Annotated in this window: 15 protein-coding genes; 4 read left to right on the top strand and 11 right to left on the bottom strand. The window is 60.5% G+C overall.

Features of this window, described 5'->3' with window-relative positions; all coding sequences use genetic code 11:
* Positions 1 to 56: 56 nt before the first annotated feature.
* The 11 genes from ACA054_RS22705 to ACA054_RS22655 all read right to left on the bottom strand — a co-directional run bounded on the left by ACA054_RS22705 (position 57) and on the right by ACA054_RS22655 (position 13665).
* Positions 57 to 1115: an RHS repeat-associated core domain-containing protein gene (locus tag ACA054_RS22705; protein ID WP_497686258.1), complete on the bottom strand. Its 1059-nt coding sequence runs from the start codon at positions 1113 to 1115 to the stop codon at positions 57 to 59.
* 112 nt (positions 1116 to 1227) lie between these two features.
* Positions 1228 to 2160: a phosphatidate cytidylyltransferase gene (locus tag ACA054_RS22700; protein WP_497686257.1), complete on the bottom strand. Its 933-nt coding sequence runs from the start codon at positions 2158 to 2160 to the stop codon at positions 1228 to 1230.
* Position 2161: 1 nt separating this feature from the next.
* On the bottom strand, positions 2162 to 2782 hold the full coding sequence (locus ACA054_RS22695; protein ID WP_497686256.1) for a lysophospholipid acyltransferase family protein: 621 nt from the start codon (positions 2780 to 2782) through the stop codon (positions 2162 to 2164).
* 9 nt (positions 2783 to 2791) lie between these two features.
* On the bottom strand, positions 2792 to 3247 hold the full coding sequence (locus tag ACA054_RS22690; protein ID WP_497686255.1) for a hypothetical protein: 456 nt from the start codon (positions 3245 to 3247) through the stop codon (positions 2792 to 2794).
* Positions 3237 to 4580: a phosphatase PAP2/dual specificity phosphatase family protein gene (locus tag ACA054_RS22685; RefSeq protein ID WP_497686254.1), complete on the bottom strand. Its 1344-nt coding sequence runs from the start codon at positions 4578 to 4580 to the stop codon at positions 3237 to 3239. The genes ACA054_RS22690 and ACA054_RS22685 overlap by 11 nt, the downstream gene beginning before the upstream one ends.
* Positions 4580 to 6334, bottom strand: a complete 1755-nt coding sequence (locus ACA054_RS22680) for a bifunctional alpha/beta hydrolase/class I SAM-dependent methyltransferase (RefSeq protein ID WP_497686253.1) — start codon at positions 6332 to 6334, stop codon at positions 4580 to 4582. Before ACA054_RS22680 ends, ACA054_RS22685 begins: the two co-directional genes overlap by 1 nt.
* Before the next feature lie 10 nt (positions 6335 to 6344).
* On the bottom strand, positions 6345 to 6968 hold the full coding sequence (locus ACA054_RS22675; protein ID WP_497686252.1) for a CDP-alcohol phosphatidyltransferase family protein: 624 nt from the start codon (positions 6966 to 6968) through the stop codon (positions 6345 to 6347).
* A gap of 127 nt (positions 6969 to 7095) precedes the next feature.
* Positions 7096 to 7713: a hypothetical protein gene (locus tag ACA054_RS22670; RefSeq protein ID WP_497686251.1), complete on the bottom strand. Its 618-nt coding sequence runs from the start codon at positions 7711 to 7713 to the stop codon at positions 7096 to 7098.
* Positions 7710 to 9173: a PAAR domain-containing protein gene (locus ACA054_RS22665; RefSeq protein WP_497686250.1), complete on the bottom strand. Its 1464-nt coding sequence runs from the start codon at positions 9171 to 9173 to the stop codon at positions 7710 to 7712. Before ACA054_RS22665 ends, ACA054_RS22670 begins: the two co-directional genes overlap by 4 nt.
* Positions 9174 to 9430: 257 nt before the next feature.
* Positions 9431 to 12709 (bottom strand): PAS domain S-box protein, encoded by a 3279-nt coding sequence (locus tag ACA054_RS22660; protein WP_497686249.1) that lies wholly within the window; start codon positions 12707 to 12709, stop codon positions 9431 to 9433.
* A 65-nt stretch (positions 12710 to 12774) separates the two neighbouring features.
* Positions 12775 to 13665 carry a LysR family transcriptional regulator gene (locus ACA054_RS22655; RefSeq protein WP_497686248.1) on the bottom strand — a complete coding sequence of 297 codons (891 nt, stop codon included), beginning with the start codon at positions 13663 to 13665 and terminating at the stop codon, positions 12775 to 12777.
* Positions 13666 to 13813: 148 nt separating this feature from the next.
* Here ACA054_RS22655 and leuC point away from each other — a divergent pair, with 148 nt between their 5' ends.
* From leuC to leuB, 4 genes are all read left to right on the top strand, one after another.
* Positions 13814 to 15232, top strand: a complete 1419-nt coding sequence (gene leuC / locus ACA054_RS22650; RefSeq protein ID WP_497686247.1) for a 3-isopropylmalate dehydratase large subunit — start codon at positions 13814 to 13816, stop codon at positions 15230 to 15232.
* An 11-nt stretch (positions 15233 to 15243) separates the two neighbouring features.
* Positions 15244 to 15888: a 3-isopropylmalate dehydratase small subunit gene (gene leuD, locus ACA054_RS22645; RefSeq protein ID WP_497686246.1), complete on the top strand. Its 645-nt coding sequence runs from the start codon at positions 15244 to 15246 to the stop codon at positions 15886 to 15888.
* A gap of 138 nt (positions 15889 to 16026) precedes the next feature.
* Positions 16027 to 16794 (top strand): class I SAM-dependent methyltransferase, encoded by a 768-nt coding sequence (locus tag ACA054_RS22640; protein WP_497686245.1) that lies wholly within the window; start codon positions 16027 to 16029, stop codon positions 16792 to 16794.
* Positions 16795 to 16855: 61 nt separating this feature from the next.
* Positions 16856 to 17938 carry a 3-isopropylmalate dehydrogenase gene (gene leuB / locus ACA054_RS22635; protein ID WP_497686244.1) on the top strand — a complete coding sequence of 361 codons (1083 nt, stop codon included), beginning with the start codon at positions 16856 to 16858 and terminating at the stop codon, positions 17936 to 17938.
* Positions 17939 to 18006: the final 68 nt, after the last annotated feature.

Genomic DNA, 18006 nt, shown 5'->3' with positions numbered 1-18006 from the left:
CCGCTAGCGCCCTTTTTTGTGATCGTTAATTCCATTGCTTTAAAATTAGCTTTCGTTCATTTCCGTATATTTTTATTGTCTGCTTCTACTGAGAATTGATGACCATGGGAAGATAAACTACTTAGCCCCTCTGTGTTGCGGGAGGTCGCGCCAATAGCATTATCCGGTGCAATGACCTTCAAGTTTAGAAGCGCGTCACGAAATTCTAGATTGTAGTCTATCATTCGACGTCGCATGATCTTAGTGTTGATAGGGCTTTTACGATTCCATCCATCTAATACGTCTGCCACTACGGCACTTCTTCTGTCGAGCTGTGGTTTGAATTCTCCTGCGCGCTTCAGTAACTCTAGTGCCTGTTCAGGCGTTCCGCTCTTTAGAGAGTCGAGAAGTTCAGTGTCGGCGCTTGTTAACTTATGTTTATAAAAAACTTGCGTAATAACATTGTCCGGGTTTGAAGGGCCGCCCAGGCCATTTGGGAGGGGCTGCGTTTCTGCTATTGCGACTCTGGTGTGAGGCGATAATTCTTTGCGTCCGGTTCTTCGGCGAATCCTTGAGGTCATCTTACTTATGACCTTCTCAATATATCGACCTGTTGGATCAGTATTCAAAACTGGATTGCCTCCACAATAAACATAAGCGTTCAATCCACCCTTCCCAAACGGACTTAAACTGTCCGGACTGTTAAATCGCATCAACACCGGATTGAACTGCCGATACCCATGCCCCAAGTGATAATGCCCGGTCACCGGATCCGGCCGTTCGCCATTGAATCCGAGCAGACTAAACAAACCGTTACCGGGAAGACGATGACCATAGGGCGTGTAAGCAATGGGATGTGGTTGGTGTGCGTCGAGAGCGTTCAATAACGACCCTTGCAGGTCGGTTGACAGCAGAGTGATGTCGACCTTGTCGTCCATATGGTGCTGTTGCGCCAACACTTGGTCGTCATGTTGAAAAATACTGTGCTTGACCGAGTCCTGGATTTCAGTGGCCAAGCGGTCTTTGCAGTAAAAGCATTGAATGCCGGCTTGCCCAATCGGCGCCCAATTAATTGATCGATCCAGGGCATCGTAGCGGTAACTGCACAGTAGATTCTGGCGAGGTGATATGGGCATTGGCTGAACTCCGATCAAGGTCCATGAGGCTGGACTTAAAGCATTGGCGCATTTTCAGTTTCTGCCCACTATCAGAACTGCTAGTCCGCTCATGCGGCTGGGGTCAATGCCGTCAAGTCCACCCATACCGCACTAGATGAAAGAAAATCGGCGCCGCAAAACACACCGAATCCAGGCGATCGAGCATGCCGCCATGACCCTCGATCATGTGCCCCCAGTCCTTTACCCCACGGTCGCGCTTGATCGCCGACATCACGATGCCGCCGGCGAAGCCCAGCAGGTTGATCAGCAGGGCGATGAGCAGCGACTGCCAGGCGGTGAACGGCGTGATCCACCACAATGCACAGCCGATCAACGAGGCCAGCAGAATGCCACCGACAAAGCCTTCCACTGTCTTGGACGGCGACAGGTTCGGCGCAATCTTGCGTTTGCCGAACAATTTGCCGCACACGTACTGCAGTACATCCGACATCTGCACCACGATCACCAGATAGGCGATCAACAGCAGGTTTCGCCCCTCATAACCGGCGATGTCCAGGGTCAGCAGGGCGGGTACGTGCGATACGCAGAACACCGCGATCATCAGGCCCCACTGGACTTTCGAGGCGCGCTCGAGGAAGTGCGTGCTGTCGCCGCCCAGGGACGCCAGGATCGGCAGGAGCAGGAATACGTAGACAGGAATGAAGATCGAAAACAGCCCGTACCAGTCGTAGTAGATCAACAGGTACTGCAGCGGCAGCGCCAGATAGAAGGCCGCGACCAATGCCGGGTAGTCGCTGCGGCGGGTGGGCGTGAGGGTCATGAATTCGCGCAGGGCGTAGAAGGACACGAAGTAGAACAGCAGGATCACCGCCGTGGTACCGAGCCAGAAGGCGATCCCGATCACCAGTACCATCACCCACCAGGCGTTGATCCGGGCGTTGAGGTTGTCGATCACTGGGTTGGGGCTGCCGTGGCTGCGGCGCTTGAGCACGAAACCAATCGCCGAGGCCAGCAGCAGAAACGCGCCAATCCCGCCGAACAACATCAACGTTTGTCTATCCATGTCAGGCATGCTCTCCGGCCAGGCTTAGCAGCGCGTCGCGACTGCGTTCGAGAAAGTGCGTCTTGCTTTCGTCTTCGTCCAGGGTCAGCGCGGCGCCAAAACTGATGGTGCATAACAGCGGCAGCGGCAGGACTCGCCCCTTGGGCATGACGCGGTTGAGATTGGCGATCCACACCGGGATCAACTGCGCCTGGGGATACTGTCGTGCCAGGTGGTACAGCCCGCTCTTGAACGGCAGCAAACCCTCATCGGGGTTGCGCGTGCCTTCGGGGAAGATGATCAGCGAGTCGCCGTTTTCCAGGGCATCGAGCATGGGCTGTAAGGGAGTGTCGGCAGGTTCCTTGCGTTCACGGTCAACCAGCACGCCGTTGAACACTTGGTTGATGATGTAGCGCCGCAGCGTGCTTTTCAGCCAGTAGTCCGAGCCGGCCACGGGCCGGGTGATGGTGCGCAGGGTCGGCGGCAGCGAAGCCCACAGCAGGACGAAATCGCCATGACTGCTGTGGTTGGCGAAATAGATGCGCTGTACCGATTGCGGCGCACAACCGAGCCATAGGCTGCGCGCTCCAGTGAGCAGGCGCGCGGCCGAGGTGATGAGGGTGGCAACCACGGGTTCGAGCATGAGATCTCCTTATCCAGCAAAGGACAGCCAAGGGCTGGCCAGGATGAAAACCAGGGTCAACAACAGTTGTGCCGCCACCAGCAGGGCCTGGCGGCGTAATAGTTTCAGGGCACCGGCGATACGTTCGCTCCAGGGGCGGCCGCTGCGGTCGGCGGGCTGCAGGCCCAAGGCTGTCAGTGCCTGGTCCAGGGCTTGAGTGCGCTGGGGGAGCTCTTCGGCAGGGTTGGCAAGATGCCGGAACAGATCGGCGTCGAAGGCAACCCGCAGTGCCCAGTACTTTTGCCACAGACCGAGCACCAGCAGCCCGCTGCTGCAGACCAGGCTCCACAACCCCGGGCCGGGCATTAGGTACTGACTCAGGCCGAGCAGGGCGCCCAGCAGGGTGAGGCCGTTGGAGAGTCGATCCAGTGAATCGCCACGACGCAACAGGCTGGCTGTCGCCTGCAAATGCATATCAATGGACACTGTGCTCCTCCATGCGGGTCGCCAGCGGCTCCAGTGCCTCTCGGTGAAGCGGCCCCAGGACAATTCCCGGGCGTGCGCGCTGGATCAGCAAAAAGGCTTCGGCGACACTGCTGGCCCGCCCGGTGTGCAACAGCCAGGCGGCTACTGCGGTGGCGCTGCGCGAATAGCCCAAGGCGCAGCAGACCAGTAGCGGCCCGTGCTGGCGCAGGCTTTCGATGACCAGCGCGGCTTCCTGGCATTGCGCGGTGGTGGGGGCGGTCAGGTCCAGGACAGGCAGCGTGCGGTAGGCGACGGCGCCAGGATCGAGCGACAGTTCGGCACACAGGTCGAACACTGCGGTGAAGGCGCTGCCCTTGAGTTCTCGGCGAGTCGGTATGCGCCCGAGCCAGACGTCATCGAGCACCTGGTCTGGCAGCGGATTGTTGCGGGTCCACAGGCGCGAGTTGAGCCAGGCGGCAGCCAGGTAAGGCGCCAGCAACCAGCGTGCGGCGGGGGACAGGCGTCCATCGGCGCGCTTCTGAAAACCTCCTGCATCCAGAACGGCGTAATTGAGTGACACCAACAGTAAGGCCGATGCAGGCCAGGTCAGCCACAGCCAAGTTCCCCCAAAGTAAAAGGCCGGGACGGCGAAAGCGGCAGCCCCCAGCAGGTAATACAGCGCCAGTTGCCAGCGTTTTTTCGCGGTTGCCAGTCGGGCACGGTGCAAAGGGCCCGGTCCCTCCAGCGGCCACAGCCAGACACACAGCCAGCCAAGCAGCGCACCGGTAGGCAGATCAATGAAGTGGTGTTGGTAAGTGGTCAGCACCGAGATCCCGATCAGGGTAAACCAGGCATGCATCAATCCGCGCCAGAAGCCCTGCAAGTGCCGTTGATAGCAGGTCCACAGGATGACCAATAACGCAATGTGCAGCGATGGCGCCTGATTGAACGGCTTGTCGAAGCCTGCCAGGACATCGAACAGCCAGCCGAATACGCCGTCCAGTTCCGGCCGGGCGAAGGTGAAGCGCAACGGCCAGATCAGAAAACAACTGACTGCAATGAGTTGCGCGGTCAGCAGGCGCAAGGCGTGGCGCTTGAGTTCCTCGCGACTATCGGGCAACAACAGGGACAGCCCGTACAGCAAGTCGATGGACCAGTACGGGACGATGGTCCAGGCCCAGAACGGCATGTGGTTTTCCCAGTCGAACACCAGGCTGCCGACATCGTCGCGCTGGGTGGTGAACCAGGTGGCGAAACCGTAGGTGCCGAAGAACAACGGCGCCAGGAGCAGCAGCCAGAGCACCGCAGGCTTGAGCAAACCGGGCTCGCGTGCCGTCGTTGGGCTGCGCAGCATCAAGACACCCGTTGCGCGAGAGCCACGCTGAAGATGCCCCACTCATCGACGCGCATGCCGACCTTGCGAAAGCCGGCGGCCTCCACCAGTTGGTCCATTTCCGCCTGGGTGCGCCGGCGCATGACCCAGGCCTGGCCTTCACGGTGGCTGGTCAAGGCGCGGGCGATCAGTTCCAGCTGCGGGTGCCAGGGTTGACCGGTATAGACCAGATAGCCACCGGGCTCGACGGCTTCGGCCAGCCCGGCGAGGGATGCGCAGACCATTTGGTTGTCGGCGAACAACTCGTACAGTCCGGAGACCACCGCCAGGGTCGGTTTGGGATCCAGCGCGGCCAGGTCGGCACGGTCGAAGGCGTCGCCCTTGACGAACCGGGCGATATCTTCCAGGCCTTTTTCGCGGATCAGCGCGCTGCCATCACGTACGTTGATATCGCTGTAGTCGCGCAAAAGGATCGATTCGGGTAACGGGCTGACGCCCTGCAAGGCTTCGAGAATGTAGCGTCCGTGTCCGGCGGCGATGTCGACGATACGCACTTCGCGGCCCTGTTCGCGTAATTGCTGCATCGCCAGGCGCAGCAGTTCTTCGACGTGCAGCTTGCGTTGGCGAATGCCGCGCCAGCCGATGGAGTCGAGGTAATTGCGGTCGATCATGCGGCCGACACCCGAGGTGCCCGTGGGGGTGTTGCGATAGACGTAGTCCAGGGTGCTTCCGGAGTCGAAACCGGTGTCGAAGCCCAGCTTGATCCCGGTCGACAGTTGGCTGCCCAGGCGCATGCTGGCGCGGGTCATGCGCCAATACAGATCGCGCAGGGAGTTGCGCGGCAGGGGCGCGGCCAATGATTCGGATTCGGCGCAGGTCAGGCCCAGGCGGTCGGCGGCCAGCAGGCTGGGGCGTTCGCTCGGTTGTGCGAAGTTCTGCAGGATGAAGCGCCGTGCGCTGGCGACGGCGTGTCCACGGTTCTTTTCGCCCAGGGTGTCGTGGAAGAACCCCGGCAGGATATGTTTTTCCTTGCGCAGGGTGCCCAGGCGCTCGAAGAACTGTTCCTGGGGTTGGCGATGCACGACGAAGTCGGCACCGGAGATCAACAACTGAGTGGGTATCGCAATGGCCTGGGCATCGGCCACAACACGGTCGGCGGCCTCGTAGAGACCGAGCAGGACATTGACTGAAATGGCCTTGGTGATCAGTGGGTCGTTGTCGTAGCTGGCGACGCGCTGCGGGTCATGGCTCAGAAAGCGCGCCTTGACGTAGCTGTTGACGAAGAAATTGCCGCGCCACCGGCGCATCATCGCCAACCCCTGGCGGGCGAAAGGCACATAGAGCTTGACCTTGAACGCCGGGGACGCCAGTACCAGCGCACGTATGCGTGGCGCGTAATCGTGGGCCCAGGTGGCCACGATCACCGCGCCGACGCTCTGGGCGATCACCGCGAGGTTTTCCTCAAAGATCTGGTAGGTCGCGCGCAGGTGCTCGCAGAAGGTCTGCACGTCCCGCACGCTGGTGGCAAAGCTGGGACTGTCGCCCCGAGCACCCGGCGAGAGGCCATGACCCCGGGCATCCCAGGCGAAGAAATCGAAGCCGGGCAGATCCAGTTCATCCACCAGATGGGCAATGCGCCCGGAGTGTTCATGGCCGCGGTGAAACAGCAGTACGGCCTTGCGTGGCTCTCCCGGTTCAGGGGTGCCTGGCCAGTGGCGGTAGATCAATTGCACGTCGTCGTGGGTGGTGAATGTCTGTTGTAGTGCTTCGCGCATTGCCATTTCCTTAGGCTGAAGAGCTGTCGATTTGTGCTTCCCTGAGGCCCTGGCGGACCCGGTTTACCAAGGTGTAGACCAGTAGCATCGCGATGATCGCGAATACCGTGTTGATCCAGAATGGGCTGATCCAGCCCGGTACGATGCCGGCGGCCACGACCCCTAGCACGAAAGCCCGGTCACTTTTGCCCATGGGCCCGTCATAGCGCCGCGAAGCCCCGACCATCGGCCCCAGCACGCCGCTGTATTCGCTGAACAAGGCGAGCAGGGTCACCAGCAGCACTAGCCACAGGCTGACACCGGGCAGGAGGGCGAAGGGCAGGATCAAGGCGCAGTCGGCGGTGATGTCGCACAGCTCATTGAGATAGGCCCCCAGGCGCGACTGCTGGTCGAATTCTCGAGCCAGCATGCCGTCGATGGCGTTGAGCGCCATGCGCACGATCATCCAGATGGGTACCAGTGCAAAGACCCAGGGGTGATGCACGAAACCTGCGATCACTGCGCCCACCAGGATTGAGCCGATGCCCGCGATCAGGGTGATCTGGTTGGCGGTGGTGCCTTTGGCGAACAAGCGCCGGACCAGGGGGCGCAGGAGGTTTTGGAACGCGGGTTTGATCTGGTAGATGCTGGGCACGTTGATGAGGTCTCGGGGGAGGCGATATGGTTACTGAGTGTAGATGGCATCCGGGGATGGACTTGGGGACGGCGCCTGGTGCGTGGGTTTAATGCTCAAAGCGTGATCTTGTCGCGATAAAGCCACGTCAGGGATTCGTCCATGGCGTAGCCAGTGACAGGGTGATGAGGTAACGCTCCTCTGTGGGACGCTTCTCGTCCCTGAAGCGCCCAACGACCAACATCACCTGGTACGTTTCGCCCGCATGCCAATAGGATGTGCCGCCCTTGTTCACGTCCCGTAATTGGGCTCGCCATTCTGGCGTGTCGGCGAAAGGTGGATCTTCCTCGACGCGGATAGGTGTCCAGCCAGCTCTGCGCCATTGCTCTTGCAGATCCAGTACGACCTTGAGGGTGTCGTCGAGTAATAGCGGCTCGATTTGTGGGGACATGCGGACACCGTCGATCCGTTCATCGCGTCCAAAACCCACCGTGAAGAAACGGGCCAGCGGGGTGACAAAGCCAAACTCAGGATCTGCGAAGCGCAGACGGGCATCAGACTTGGGAACATTGAACCAGGAGTGCCCTGGTATGACTGGATCGATTCTTGCGCTGGAGCGCTGGCGCATAGACTCGTAAGGCTCGCCAATCAACAGGGCGATTTCCGGCTCATCCGAGAGTACTTGAATCGCGGCTGACGTCAGGAGGGCCGCGATCGCCAGTGCCAACACACCGCGTCGCGAGCCCACGCGTTGCATCAGGTTCACCGCACGCCTCCACCCAAGGCGATATCCCGAATCGATTGCTCAATCTGGTCGCGCTGGTCGCTATGCAGCAAATCGTTAAACTGCGCCGCGGCTTTGAGCACAAAAGCCATGCGCCGTTCGATGTCAGCCAGGTTGGCAAAGGGATTGCTGCCAAAACCAATGGTGCGTCCGTCCTCGATGGGACGGCACTGGCTGGCAAGCGTCAGCTCGATGGCCTGGGCGGCACCGGAGGGGATGTTAGTGACGTAGGAGGCATGGTTACCGCGCAATAACCATTTCAGACCGCTGTCGTTGTACATCGCTGGTTGCAGAATATTCCGCTGTTCGTGTTTGGCCAGATGCTCAACACTTTCGGCGATGTTGCCCGCCTCGATCGCCTCGAAGGCCAAGACGATTTCCTTGTGGTTAATTCCGAATCTTAATGTTTCCTGCCCGACCGGCCACAGCACCGGATACTGACCGCTGCCAAAGATATTCTTTCTTGAAGCCAAACAATCCTTCAGCGCCTCCAACCCCCGTTCCTGGTAGAACACATGCAACGGATACACATCCAGGAACAGCGTGGTATTACCCATCGCCAGCATCTCGTACACAAACCGGTACATTCGTTGCGAGTACGACAAGGGAATGTCGGCACCCCAGTGGGTGAAGCCCCACACCGGGTTGTCACGGTTGGCCTGTTCGTACTCGTGCTGGCGCTGCTCAAACGCCCGAATGGTCGCGCGCTTTTCCCGCTCACTGGGACTGAGCAAGCCTCTCAGTCCTTGTCTGGCACTGTCCCTCAATTGCTGTATCGCCTGTTCTTCCGCCTGAATCTTCTCAACCGTTTCGGCCGCGTGCAGCAATCCACAGCCCACCTGTTTCGAGGCGAACGCCGCCAGCCCGGCCCACTGGAAACGTGGGTCGTGGCGCCACAGCTGGGCGTAGGCGGCATTGATCGCCTTGTTGCGCGCCTTTGGGTCGGCGATCAGCTTGCCGCCCGGCGCCACGACGTTTTCGACCCGCTGCTGGTAGCCGCGCCAGAGGTTTTCACAGACCGTTCCAGGCCGTTCGCTGAGCGTCGGTGAGGGTGCCCGCGCTGAAGTGAAACCGGATTGTCGCGGCGCGACCGGATTGCTGGGCGCAACGGGCGCGGTCTCCTGTTTAGGGGCACTCCTCGCGGCTTGCGGCGCAGCACCCTGTCTGGACTCGTAGGTGGCGTTGGTGAACGAGTGGAGGAGACTGGCCTTGCAGGGACAGCTGCTGCGGCTATCCAGCGAGCCAGCCACCAGCCTGCCGTGACTGTCCATGTACGAGATGCCACCGACGATTTGGTAGGTTTCATTGTTCTTGCCACAGGAAACCCGATCCCCTGCGCGAGCATGGGCGAAGCCAAACATCATCACGCGGGTATCGGCCTCGAGCACCTCGCCACCGCAACTGGTCTTGTCACCCTTGCGAATGAAATATCCCTTTGCCATTGCTTCAACTCCTTGTCTGTTGGCGATCCATCTGCTCCCGCTTCCAAGGCAATGGAGGCAAGGCAAACTGCAGCGCAAGGGTTCAATAAGAAGGTGTCAGGGGTAAATCGGACGTTTCTGGAATGCGTGTAGGAAAGGGAGATTGAATCGAAGGTGGGGATTTGTAGGAGCGAGCATGCTCGCGATGAACCTGAGAGCGCCACGGGGTGTCAGGTTTCCAGCGTTATCGTTGACGACCATCGCGAGCATGCTCGCTCCTACAGGAGGAGCTTTTGCAGATCCTCCACCGGCAGCGGCCGGCTATGCAGATACCCCTGATACAGATGGCAGCCCAGGCCCTGCAAAAACTCAAGCTGTTCCGAGGTCTCCACTCCTTCGGCGATGATCTTCAACCCCAGGCTGCGGGCCATGGCAACGATGGCGCGGATGATCTCGGCATCGTTGGGGTCGGTGGTGGCGTCGCGAATGAACGACTGGTCGATTTTCAGGGTGTCGACCGGCAGGCGCTTGAGGTAGGTCAGCGAGGAGTAACCGGTGCCGAAATCGTCCATGGCAAAGCTCACGCCGAGTTTTTTCAGGCGCAGCATCTTGTTGATGGTGTCTTCCAGATTCTGGATGACGATGCCTTCAGTGATTTCCAGTTTCAGCAGCGAGCAGGGCAGGCCGTAGGTGGCGAGGCTGTTTTCGATGCGCTCGACGAAGTCGTTCTGGCGGAACTGGCGCGGGCTGATGTTAACGCACAGGCTGAATTCCAGCGGGTCCACCAGGCCATCGGCGATCAGTTGCCTGAAGGCCTGGCAGGCTTCGTCGACGATCCAGGTGCCGACCTCCAGAATCAATCCGCTGTCTTCCAGCACCTTGATGAACTCGGTGGGCGACTGTGCGCCGAGTTCCGGATGGTTCCAGCGCACCAGCGCTTCGGCACCAACAATGCGGTTATCCCGGGCGTCCACCTGGGGTTGGTAGTGCACGCGAAACTCACCGCGTGAAAGTGCCAGGCGCAGGTCGGTTTCCATGCGCAGGCGCTCGCTCGCGGCCTTCTGCATGGTGTTGTGGTACATCTGTGCGGTATTGCGCCCTGAATCCTTGGCGCGATAAAGGGCGATATCGGCACGCTTGAGCAAATCGGTCGGCGTGGAGCCGTGGTCAGGAATCAAGGCAATGCCGATACTCGGCGTCACCTGCAGGCGCTGACCGTCGAGGAACATCGGTTCAGACAGCAGCTCACGAATGGTATCGGCCAGCTCGCAGACCTGAGCGCTGACCTCGTTGCGCGAGCCTTCGAGGCCGCTCAGCAGCACCACGAATTCATCCCCGCCCAGGCGCGCGACGGTGTCTTCCATGCGTACGCTGGCTTCCAGGCGCGCGGTGATGATTTTCAGCACCGTATCGCCCACCGGATGGCCGAGGGAGTCGTTGATGTGCTTGAAGTGGTCGAGGTCGAGGAACATCAACGCGCCGCGCAGGTTGTGGCGCTTGAGCAGGGCGATCTGCTGGCTCAGGCGATCCATCAGCAGTGCGCGGTTGGGCAGGTTGGTCAGCGGGTCGTGGTAGGCCAGGTGGCGGATCTGCGCCTCGGCGTTTTTCAGCAGGCTGACGTCCCGCGCGGTCAACAGCAGGCACGCGGTTTCGTTGAGGGTGATCGGTTCTACCGACACCTCTACCGTCAGCAACTCGCCGCGCTTGTTGCGCCCGAGCATTTCCTGGTGATGAACCCGGCCCTTGATCTGCAGTTCGGCGAGCAACGTCGAGCGTTGTTTCTCTTCGGCCCAGATCCCTACCTGGTACACGGTTCGGCCGATCACTTCGTCGGCGCGGTAGCCGGTCAGGCGGCAGAAACCGTCGTTGACCTCCAGATAGCGTCCGGTATCGCGTTCAGTGATGGTGATGGCGTCGGGGCTTGAGTGGAAGGCCTTGGCGAACTTCTCTTCGCTGGCCTTTAGCGCCGCTTCCGAGCGTTGCTGTTGGGTGATGTCGCGCAAGGTGGTGACGACGCACGGCTGTTCGCTGACGTTGATCTGGCGACTGGAAATCACGCAGGTCAGCGACTGCCCATCCTTGTGCTGGACGAGGATCGCCACATTGTTCAGGCCTTGTTCGCGGATCACCTGTTCGATCCGCTGCAGGCTTTTTGCTGAAGCGTCCCACAGGCCGATTTCGTCGGCGCTGCGCCCGATCACATCGGCGGTGCTCCAGCCAAAGGTCTGGGTGAAGCTGGAGTTGATCTCGATGAACTGCCCGGTGTCCTGGCGCGTCACGCAGATCGGGTCCGGGCTGACCTGGAACAGGGTGGCGAATTTCTCTTCGGAGGCCACCAGGCGTTGTTCGCGCTCGACCTGGTCGGTGATGTCGAGCAGGGTGCCGGCCATGCGCAAGGGCACGCCGTTTTCATCGCGGTAGAGGCGGGCGCGGCTTTCCAGGTAGCGTGAGCTGCCGTCGGGCATTTGCACCCGATAGGTCAGCTGATAGTTGCCGGCCGGGCCTTCGCGCAGGCTGCGGTAGGCATCGCGCATGGTGTCGCGTTCTTCGCCGGGCACGCCTTCGAAAAAGTCGTCGAAGGATTCATGGAAAGGTTTGGCCTCCATGCCGTGCAACTGGGCGGCGCGGGCCGAGCCATACAGCATGCCGCTGGGAATGTGCCAGTCCCAGGTGCCCAGTTGCGCCGAGTCCAGGGCCAGGTCGAGGCGCTCCTGGCTGTCTTTGAGGGCGTGTTCGGCGGCTTTGCGTTCGGTGGTATCGAGGAAGGTGCTCAACAGGTAGGGCTGGCCTTCGAGTTCGACCTTTTGTGCACTCAGGATGCCATCGTGGATCTGCCCGTTGCTGGCGCGAAACTGCACCTCCATGCTGGTCAGCTCGCCCTTGGCCTTGGTGGCCTTGACCAGTTGCGCGCGTTGCTCGGGGTGCACCCAGAGGCCCAGTTCCAGCGTGGTGCGGCCGATCGCGTCCTGGACCGGCCAGCCGAACAGGCTTTCGAAATACTGGTTGGCTTCGGTGATCAGGCCGTCTTCCTGGCGTGTCAGCAGGACCATGTTCGGGCACAGGTGAAACAGCGTCGCGAAGCGTTTCTCCGAACTGCTCAGCGCCTGTTCGCGCAGGCGTTGGTGGGTGATTTCGCGGATCACGCCAATCATGCGTGGACGGCCGTGCTTGTCCGGCAGCAGGCTGCCGCTGATCTCCAGCCAATGCAGGCTGCCGTCGGGCCAGCGAACGCGGTGGTGCATCGCTTGCTCCAGCGGCGCGCCGGCGATCACCGCATGGAAGGCGCGAAGGGTCTTTGCCCGATCTTCCGGAGGCAACAAGTCGAGGTATTCCAGGTCGGCCGGCAATGGTTGCCGGGGATCGAAGCCAAACAGCGCCTGCGTGCCCCGGGACCAGCTGATCTGCCCACGCTCGATATCCCAATACCACGCGCCCAGGCGCGCGCCGTTAAGCGCGGCCAGCAATTGCGAGGCACTTTCCCAGCTTTGTTCGGAGCTTTTCGGGTCAAGCGCCTGGATGCGCGGCATCGGCGGAATACGGTCAACAGATTTCGGCATGGGCAAGCCTTGAGCTGAATTGGGTCTCGGGTACAGAAATTCGGGCTCTATAGGAGTAGCACAAGTTAGCCTTGAGTCCCTGGCAGATCGATTTGGGCATCCAGCAAGGCCATGAAGGCCCGCGCTGCATTCGATAGCGTCCTTTCTGTGTGCAGGATATAGCCTAGCTGGCGAGTCAGTTGTATGCCCGGTAAAGGTATTCGCGCAACCTGGTCATCGAGCATGGTGCGTGGCAAGACGCTCCAGGCCAGGCCGATCGACACCATCATCTTGATGGTTTCCAGGTAATTGGTGCTCATGGCGATGTTCGGCGTCAGGCCCTGGGCCTCGAACAGGCGCTGGACGATGTGGTGGGTAAAGGTGTTGCCGCCGGGGAACACCGCCGGGTGATGGGCGATGTCCGCGAGGCTGACCTTGCCGTTGTTGAGCAACGAATGCTCCGGGGCGACCACGAAGTCCAGCGGGTCGTCCCACACCGGCGTGGCCTTGACCAGGGCATGGGGTTCCGGCGCCAGGGTGATGACCGCCAGTTCCGCCCGGCCATGGAGGATTTCTTCGTAGGCCACTTCCGAATCGAGAAACTGGATATCCAGCGCCACCTCGGGATAGCGCCGGGTGAACTCCCTTAATAAAGGCGGTAAACGGTGCAGGCCGATGTGGTGACTGGTGGCCAGGGTCAGACGACCGGTCACCTCCCCGGTGAGGTTGGTCAGGGCACGACGCGTATCATCGAGGACATTCAGGATCTGATAGGCCCGGGGCAGCAGGGCGCGGCCGGCCTCGGTCAGGCCGATTTCGCGGCCCAGCCGATCGAACAGCCGCACCTTCAGTTGCTGCTCCAGCCCGGCGATGCGCTTGCTGATCGCCGGCTGAGTCAGATGCAACCGTTCGCCCGCGCCGGAGAAGCTTCCCGTCTCGGCGATGGCAATAAAGGCGTTGAGGTTGGCCAGGTCCATGTCTGTATTCCAGTTGGTTATCCAAAGCATAAAAAATATGAATTTGAGTTATTTAATGTAACCCCATAGGATCAGCCTCACAAGCCAAAGGGTTATTGAACTGTTCAAGGCCCAGGGCATAGAAACAAGCTGATGAGGAAACCGTCTGATGGCCGGCAAAACGCTCTACGACAAGCTCTGGGATTCGCATTTGGTCAAACAGCGCGACGATGGCTCTGCGCTGATCTACATCGATCGTCACATCATCCACGAAGTGACCTCGCCGCAAGCTTTCGAAGGCCTGCGGCTGGCCGGGCGCAAGCCTTGGCGCATCGACGCCAACATCGCGACCCCGGACCACAACGTACCGACCACCCCTGAGCGCAAGGGCGGCATCGCTGCCATTGCCGACGAGGTTTCGCGTTTGCAGGTCCAGACCCTCGACGATAACTGTGATGAATACGGCATCGTCGAATTCAAGATGAATGACGTCCGCCAAGGCATCGTCCACGTCATCGGCCCGGAGCAGGGTGCAACCTTGCCGGGCATGACCGTGGTCTGCGGCGACTCCCATACCTCGACCCATGGCGCTTTTGGTGCCCTGGCCCACGGTATCGGCACCTCCGAGGTCGAGCACGTGCTCGCCACCCAGTGCCTGGTCGCCAAGAAGATGAAGAACATGCGGGTAGAAGTCGAAGGCCAACTGCCGTTCGGCGTGACCGCCAAGGACATCGTCCTCGCGGTGATCGGCAAGATCGGCACCGCCGGCGGTAACGGCCACGCCATCGAGTTCGCCGGCAGCGCGATTCGTGACTTGTCCGTCGAAGGCCGCATGACCATCTGCAACATGTCCATCGAAGCCGGCGCTCGCGTTGGCCTGGTCGCAGCTGATGAAAAAACCGTGGCTTACGTGAAGGGCCGTCCATTCGCCCCGAAAGACGCGGAATGGGATTTGGCCGTCGAAGCCTGGAAAGACCTGGTGTCCGACGCCGATGCGGTGTTCGACACCGTGGTCGAGCTCGACGCCACCCAGATCAAGCCGCAAGTCAGCTGGGGCACTTCGCCTGAGATGGTATTGGCTGTCGATCAGAACGTTCCGGATCCTGCGAAGGAAATGGACCTGGTCAAGCGCGGTTCCATCGAACGCGCCCTGAAATACATGGGTTTGACTGCCAATCAGGCAATCACCGACATTCAGCTGGACCGCGTATTCATCGGCTCCTGCACCAACTCGCGGATCGAAGACCTGCGCGCTGCGGCGGTGATCGCCAAGGGCCGCAAAGTGGCCTCGACCATCAAGCAGGCCATCGTGGTGCCGGGCTCGGGTCTGGTGAAGGCCCAGGCCGAATCGGAAGGCCTGGACAAGATTTTCCTCGAAGCCGGTTTCGAATGGCGCGAACCGGGTTGCTCGATGTGCCTGGCGATGAACCCGGACCGTTTGGAATCGGGCGAGCACTGCGCCTCGACCTCCAACCGTAACTTCGAAGGCCGTCAGGGCGCCGGTGGCCGTACTCACCTCGTCAGCCCGGCCATGGCCGCCGCCGCCGCTGTGAACGGTCGTTTCGTCGACGTCCGTGAATTGATCTAAAGGAGCGCAGCATGAAAGCTTTCACCCAGCACACTGGACTTGTCGCGCCTCTGGATCGTGCCAACGTCGACACCGACCAGATCATTCCGAAGCAATTCTTGAAGTCGATCAAGCGCACCGGTTTCGGCCCGAACCTGTTCGATGAATGGCGCTACCTGGATGTGGGACAGCCGTATCAGGACAACTCCAAGCGTCCCCTGAACCAGGATTTCGTCCTTAACGCCGAGCGTTACCAAGGCGCCAGCGTGCTGCTGGCCCGGGAAAACTTCGGTTGCGGTTCCAGCCGCGAGCACGCGCCATGGGCGCTGGAAGAATATGGTTTTCGCAGCATCATCGCGCCGAGCTATGCCGACATCTTCTTCAATAACAGCTTCAAGAACGGCTTGCTGCCGATCATCTTGAGCGATGCCGACGTCGATGAGTTGTTCCAGCAGGTCGAGGCCAATCCGGGCTATCAGTTGCAGATCGATCTGCAAGCCCAGACCGTGACCCGCCCGGATGGCAAGGTGTTGAGTTTTGAAATCGACGCGTTCCGTAAGCACTGCTTGCTCAATGGTCTGGACGATATTGGCCTGACGTTGCAGGACGGTGATGCGATTGCGGCGTTTGAAGCCAAGCACCGTGCGAGCCAGCCTTGGTTGTTTCGCGACGCTTGATTTTGCGTAAGGCGTAATGACGCCATCGCGAGCAAGCTCGCTCCCACATTTGAAATGCATTTCACTGTGGGAGCGAGCCTGCTCGCGAAGAGGCCCGATCAAACACCACAAGGCTAAACCCTGAAAAAGGAAGTCCCAATGACCAGCACCGCCCAGCACAGCCAGGTAGTCCAAAAGCAATTCGGTGAACAGGCCGCGGCCTACCTGAGCAGCGCCGTACACGCTCAAGGCACCGAATTCGCGCTGCTACAGGCCGAACTGGCAGGGCAGGGCGAAGCCCGGGTCCTGGACCTGGGTTGTGGCGCCGGTCACGTGAGTTTTCAGGTGGCGTCGCTGGTCAAGGAAGTGGTGGCCTACGACTTGTCCCAACAGATGCTTGACGTGGTGGCCGCTGCTGCCGCCGAACGAGGCCTGCAAAACGTCTCCACGGTCAACGGCGCCGCCGAGCGCCTGCCGTTCGCCGATGGCGAGTTCGATTTCGTCTTCAGTCGCTATTCGGCACACCACTGGAGCGATCTTGGCCTGGCCCTGCGGGAAGTGCGGCGAGTATTGAAGCCAGGCGGTGTCGCGGCATTCATCGACGTGTTGTCACCGGGCAGCCCATTGTTCGACACTTACCTGCAAAGCGTCGAAGTGCTGCGTGATACCAGCCATGTGCGCGACTATAGCGCCGGCGAGTGGCTGCGCCAGGTCAGTGAGGCAGGGCTGCATACCCGCAGCACCACCCGCCAGCGGCTGCGTCTGGAATACAACTCCTGGGTCGAGCGCATGCGTACGCCACAGGTGATGCGCGCGGCGATCCGCGAGTTGCAGCAGTCGATGGGCAACGAAGTGCGCGAATATTTTGAGATTGAGGCCGATGGTTCGTTCAGTACAGATGTACTGGTACTGATGGCTGAAAGATAAGCGATTAACAGACTTTTTCCGGGAGCGCCCCAGGCGCACCGACTGATGACATGAGGAACGCATGAGCAAGCAGATTCTGATTCTCCCAGGTGACGGTATTGGCCCGGAAATCATGGCCGAAGCGGTAAAGGTGCTGGAGCTGGCCAGTGACAAGTTCGCTTTGGGCTTCAACCTGAGCTTTGATGTGATCGGTGGCGCAGCCATCGACAAGCACGGCGTGCCGCTGGCCGATGAAACCCTGGACCGCGCCCGCGCCGCCGATGCCGTGCTGTTGGGCGCGGTGGGCGGCCCGAAATGGGACACCATCGAGCGTGATATCCGCCCTGAGCGCGGCCTGCTGAAAATCCGCGCGCAACTGGGCCTGTTCGGCAACCTGCGTCCGGCGATCCTGTACCCGCAACTGGCCGAGGCCTCCAGCCTGAAGCCGGAAATCGTTGCCGGCCTGGACATCCTGATCGTTCGCGAGCTGACCGGCGGTATCTACTTCGGCGCACCACGCGGTACCCGTACCCTGGAAAACGGCGAGCGTCAGTCCTACGACACCCTGCCGTACAGCGAAAGCGAAATCCGCCGCATCGCCCGTGTCGGGTTCGACATGGCCATGGTCCGCGGCAAGAAGCTCTGCTCGGTGGACAAGGCCAACGTACTGGCCTCCAGCCAGCTGTGGCGTGAAATCGTTGAGGAAGTGGCCAAGGATTACCCGCAAGTCGAACTGAGCCACATGTACGTCGATAACGCCGCCATGCAACTGGTGCGGGCACCCAAGCAGTTCGACGTGATCGTCACCGACAACATGTTCGGCGATATCCTGTCCGACCAGGCCTCGATGCTCACCGGATCCATCGGCATGCTGCCGTCGGCGTCCCTGGACACCAACAACAAAGGCATGTACGAGCCGTGCCACGGTTCGGCACCAGACATCGCAGGCCAGGGCATCGCCAACCCGTTGGCGACCATTTTGTCGGTCTCGATGATGTTGCGTTACAGCTTCAACCAGCAGGCTGCGGCCGATGCTATCGAAAAAGCCGTTAGTCTGGTGTTGGACCAGGGCTTGCGCACCGGTGACATCTGGTCGGCTGGTTGCACTAAAGTCGGTACGCAGGAAATGGGCGACGCAGTAGTCGCCGCGCTGCGGAATCTGTAATCTCTCGGGCCCGCTGCCACTTTCACCCCCGGAAGCAGCGGCCCACTTTTCAAGAAGGTGTAGTTGCG

The organism is Pseudomonas sp. LBUM1653, from assembly GCF_059716115.1.
This window is presented reverse-complemented; position numbering and strand designations above follow the sequence as displayed.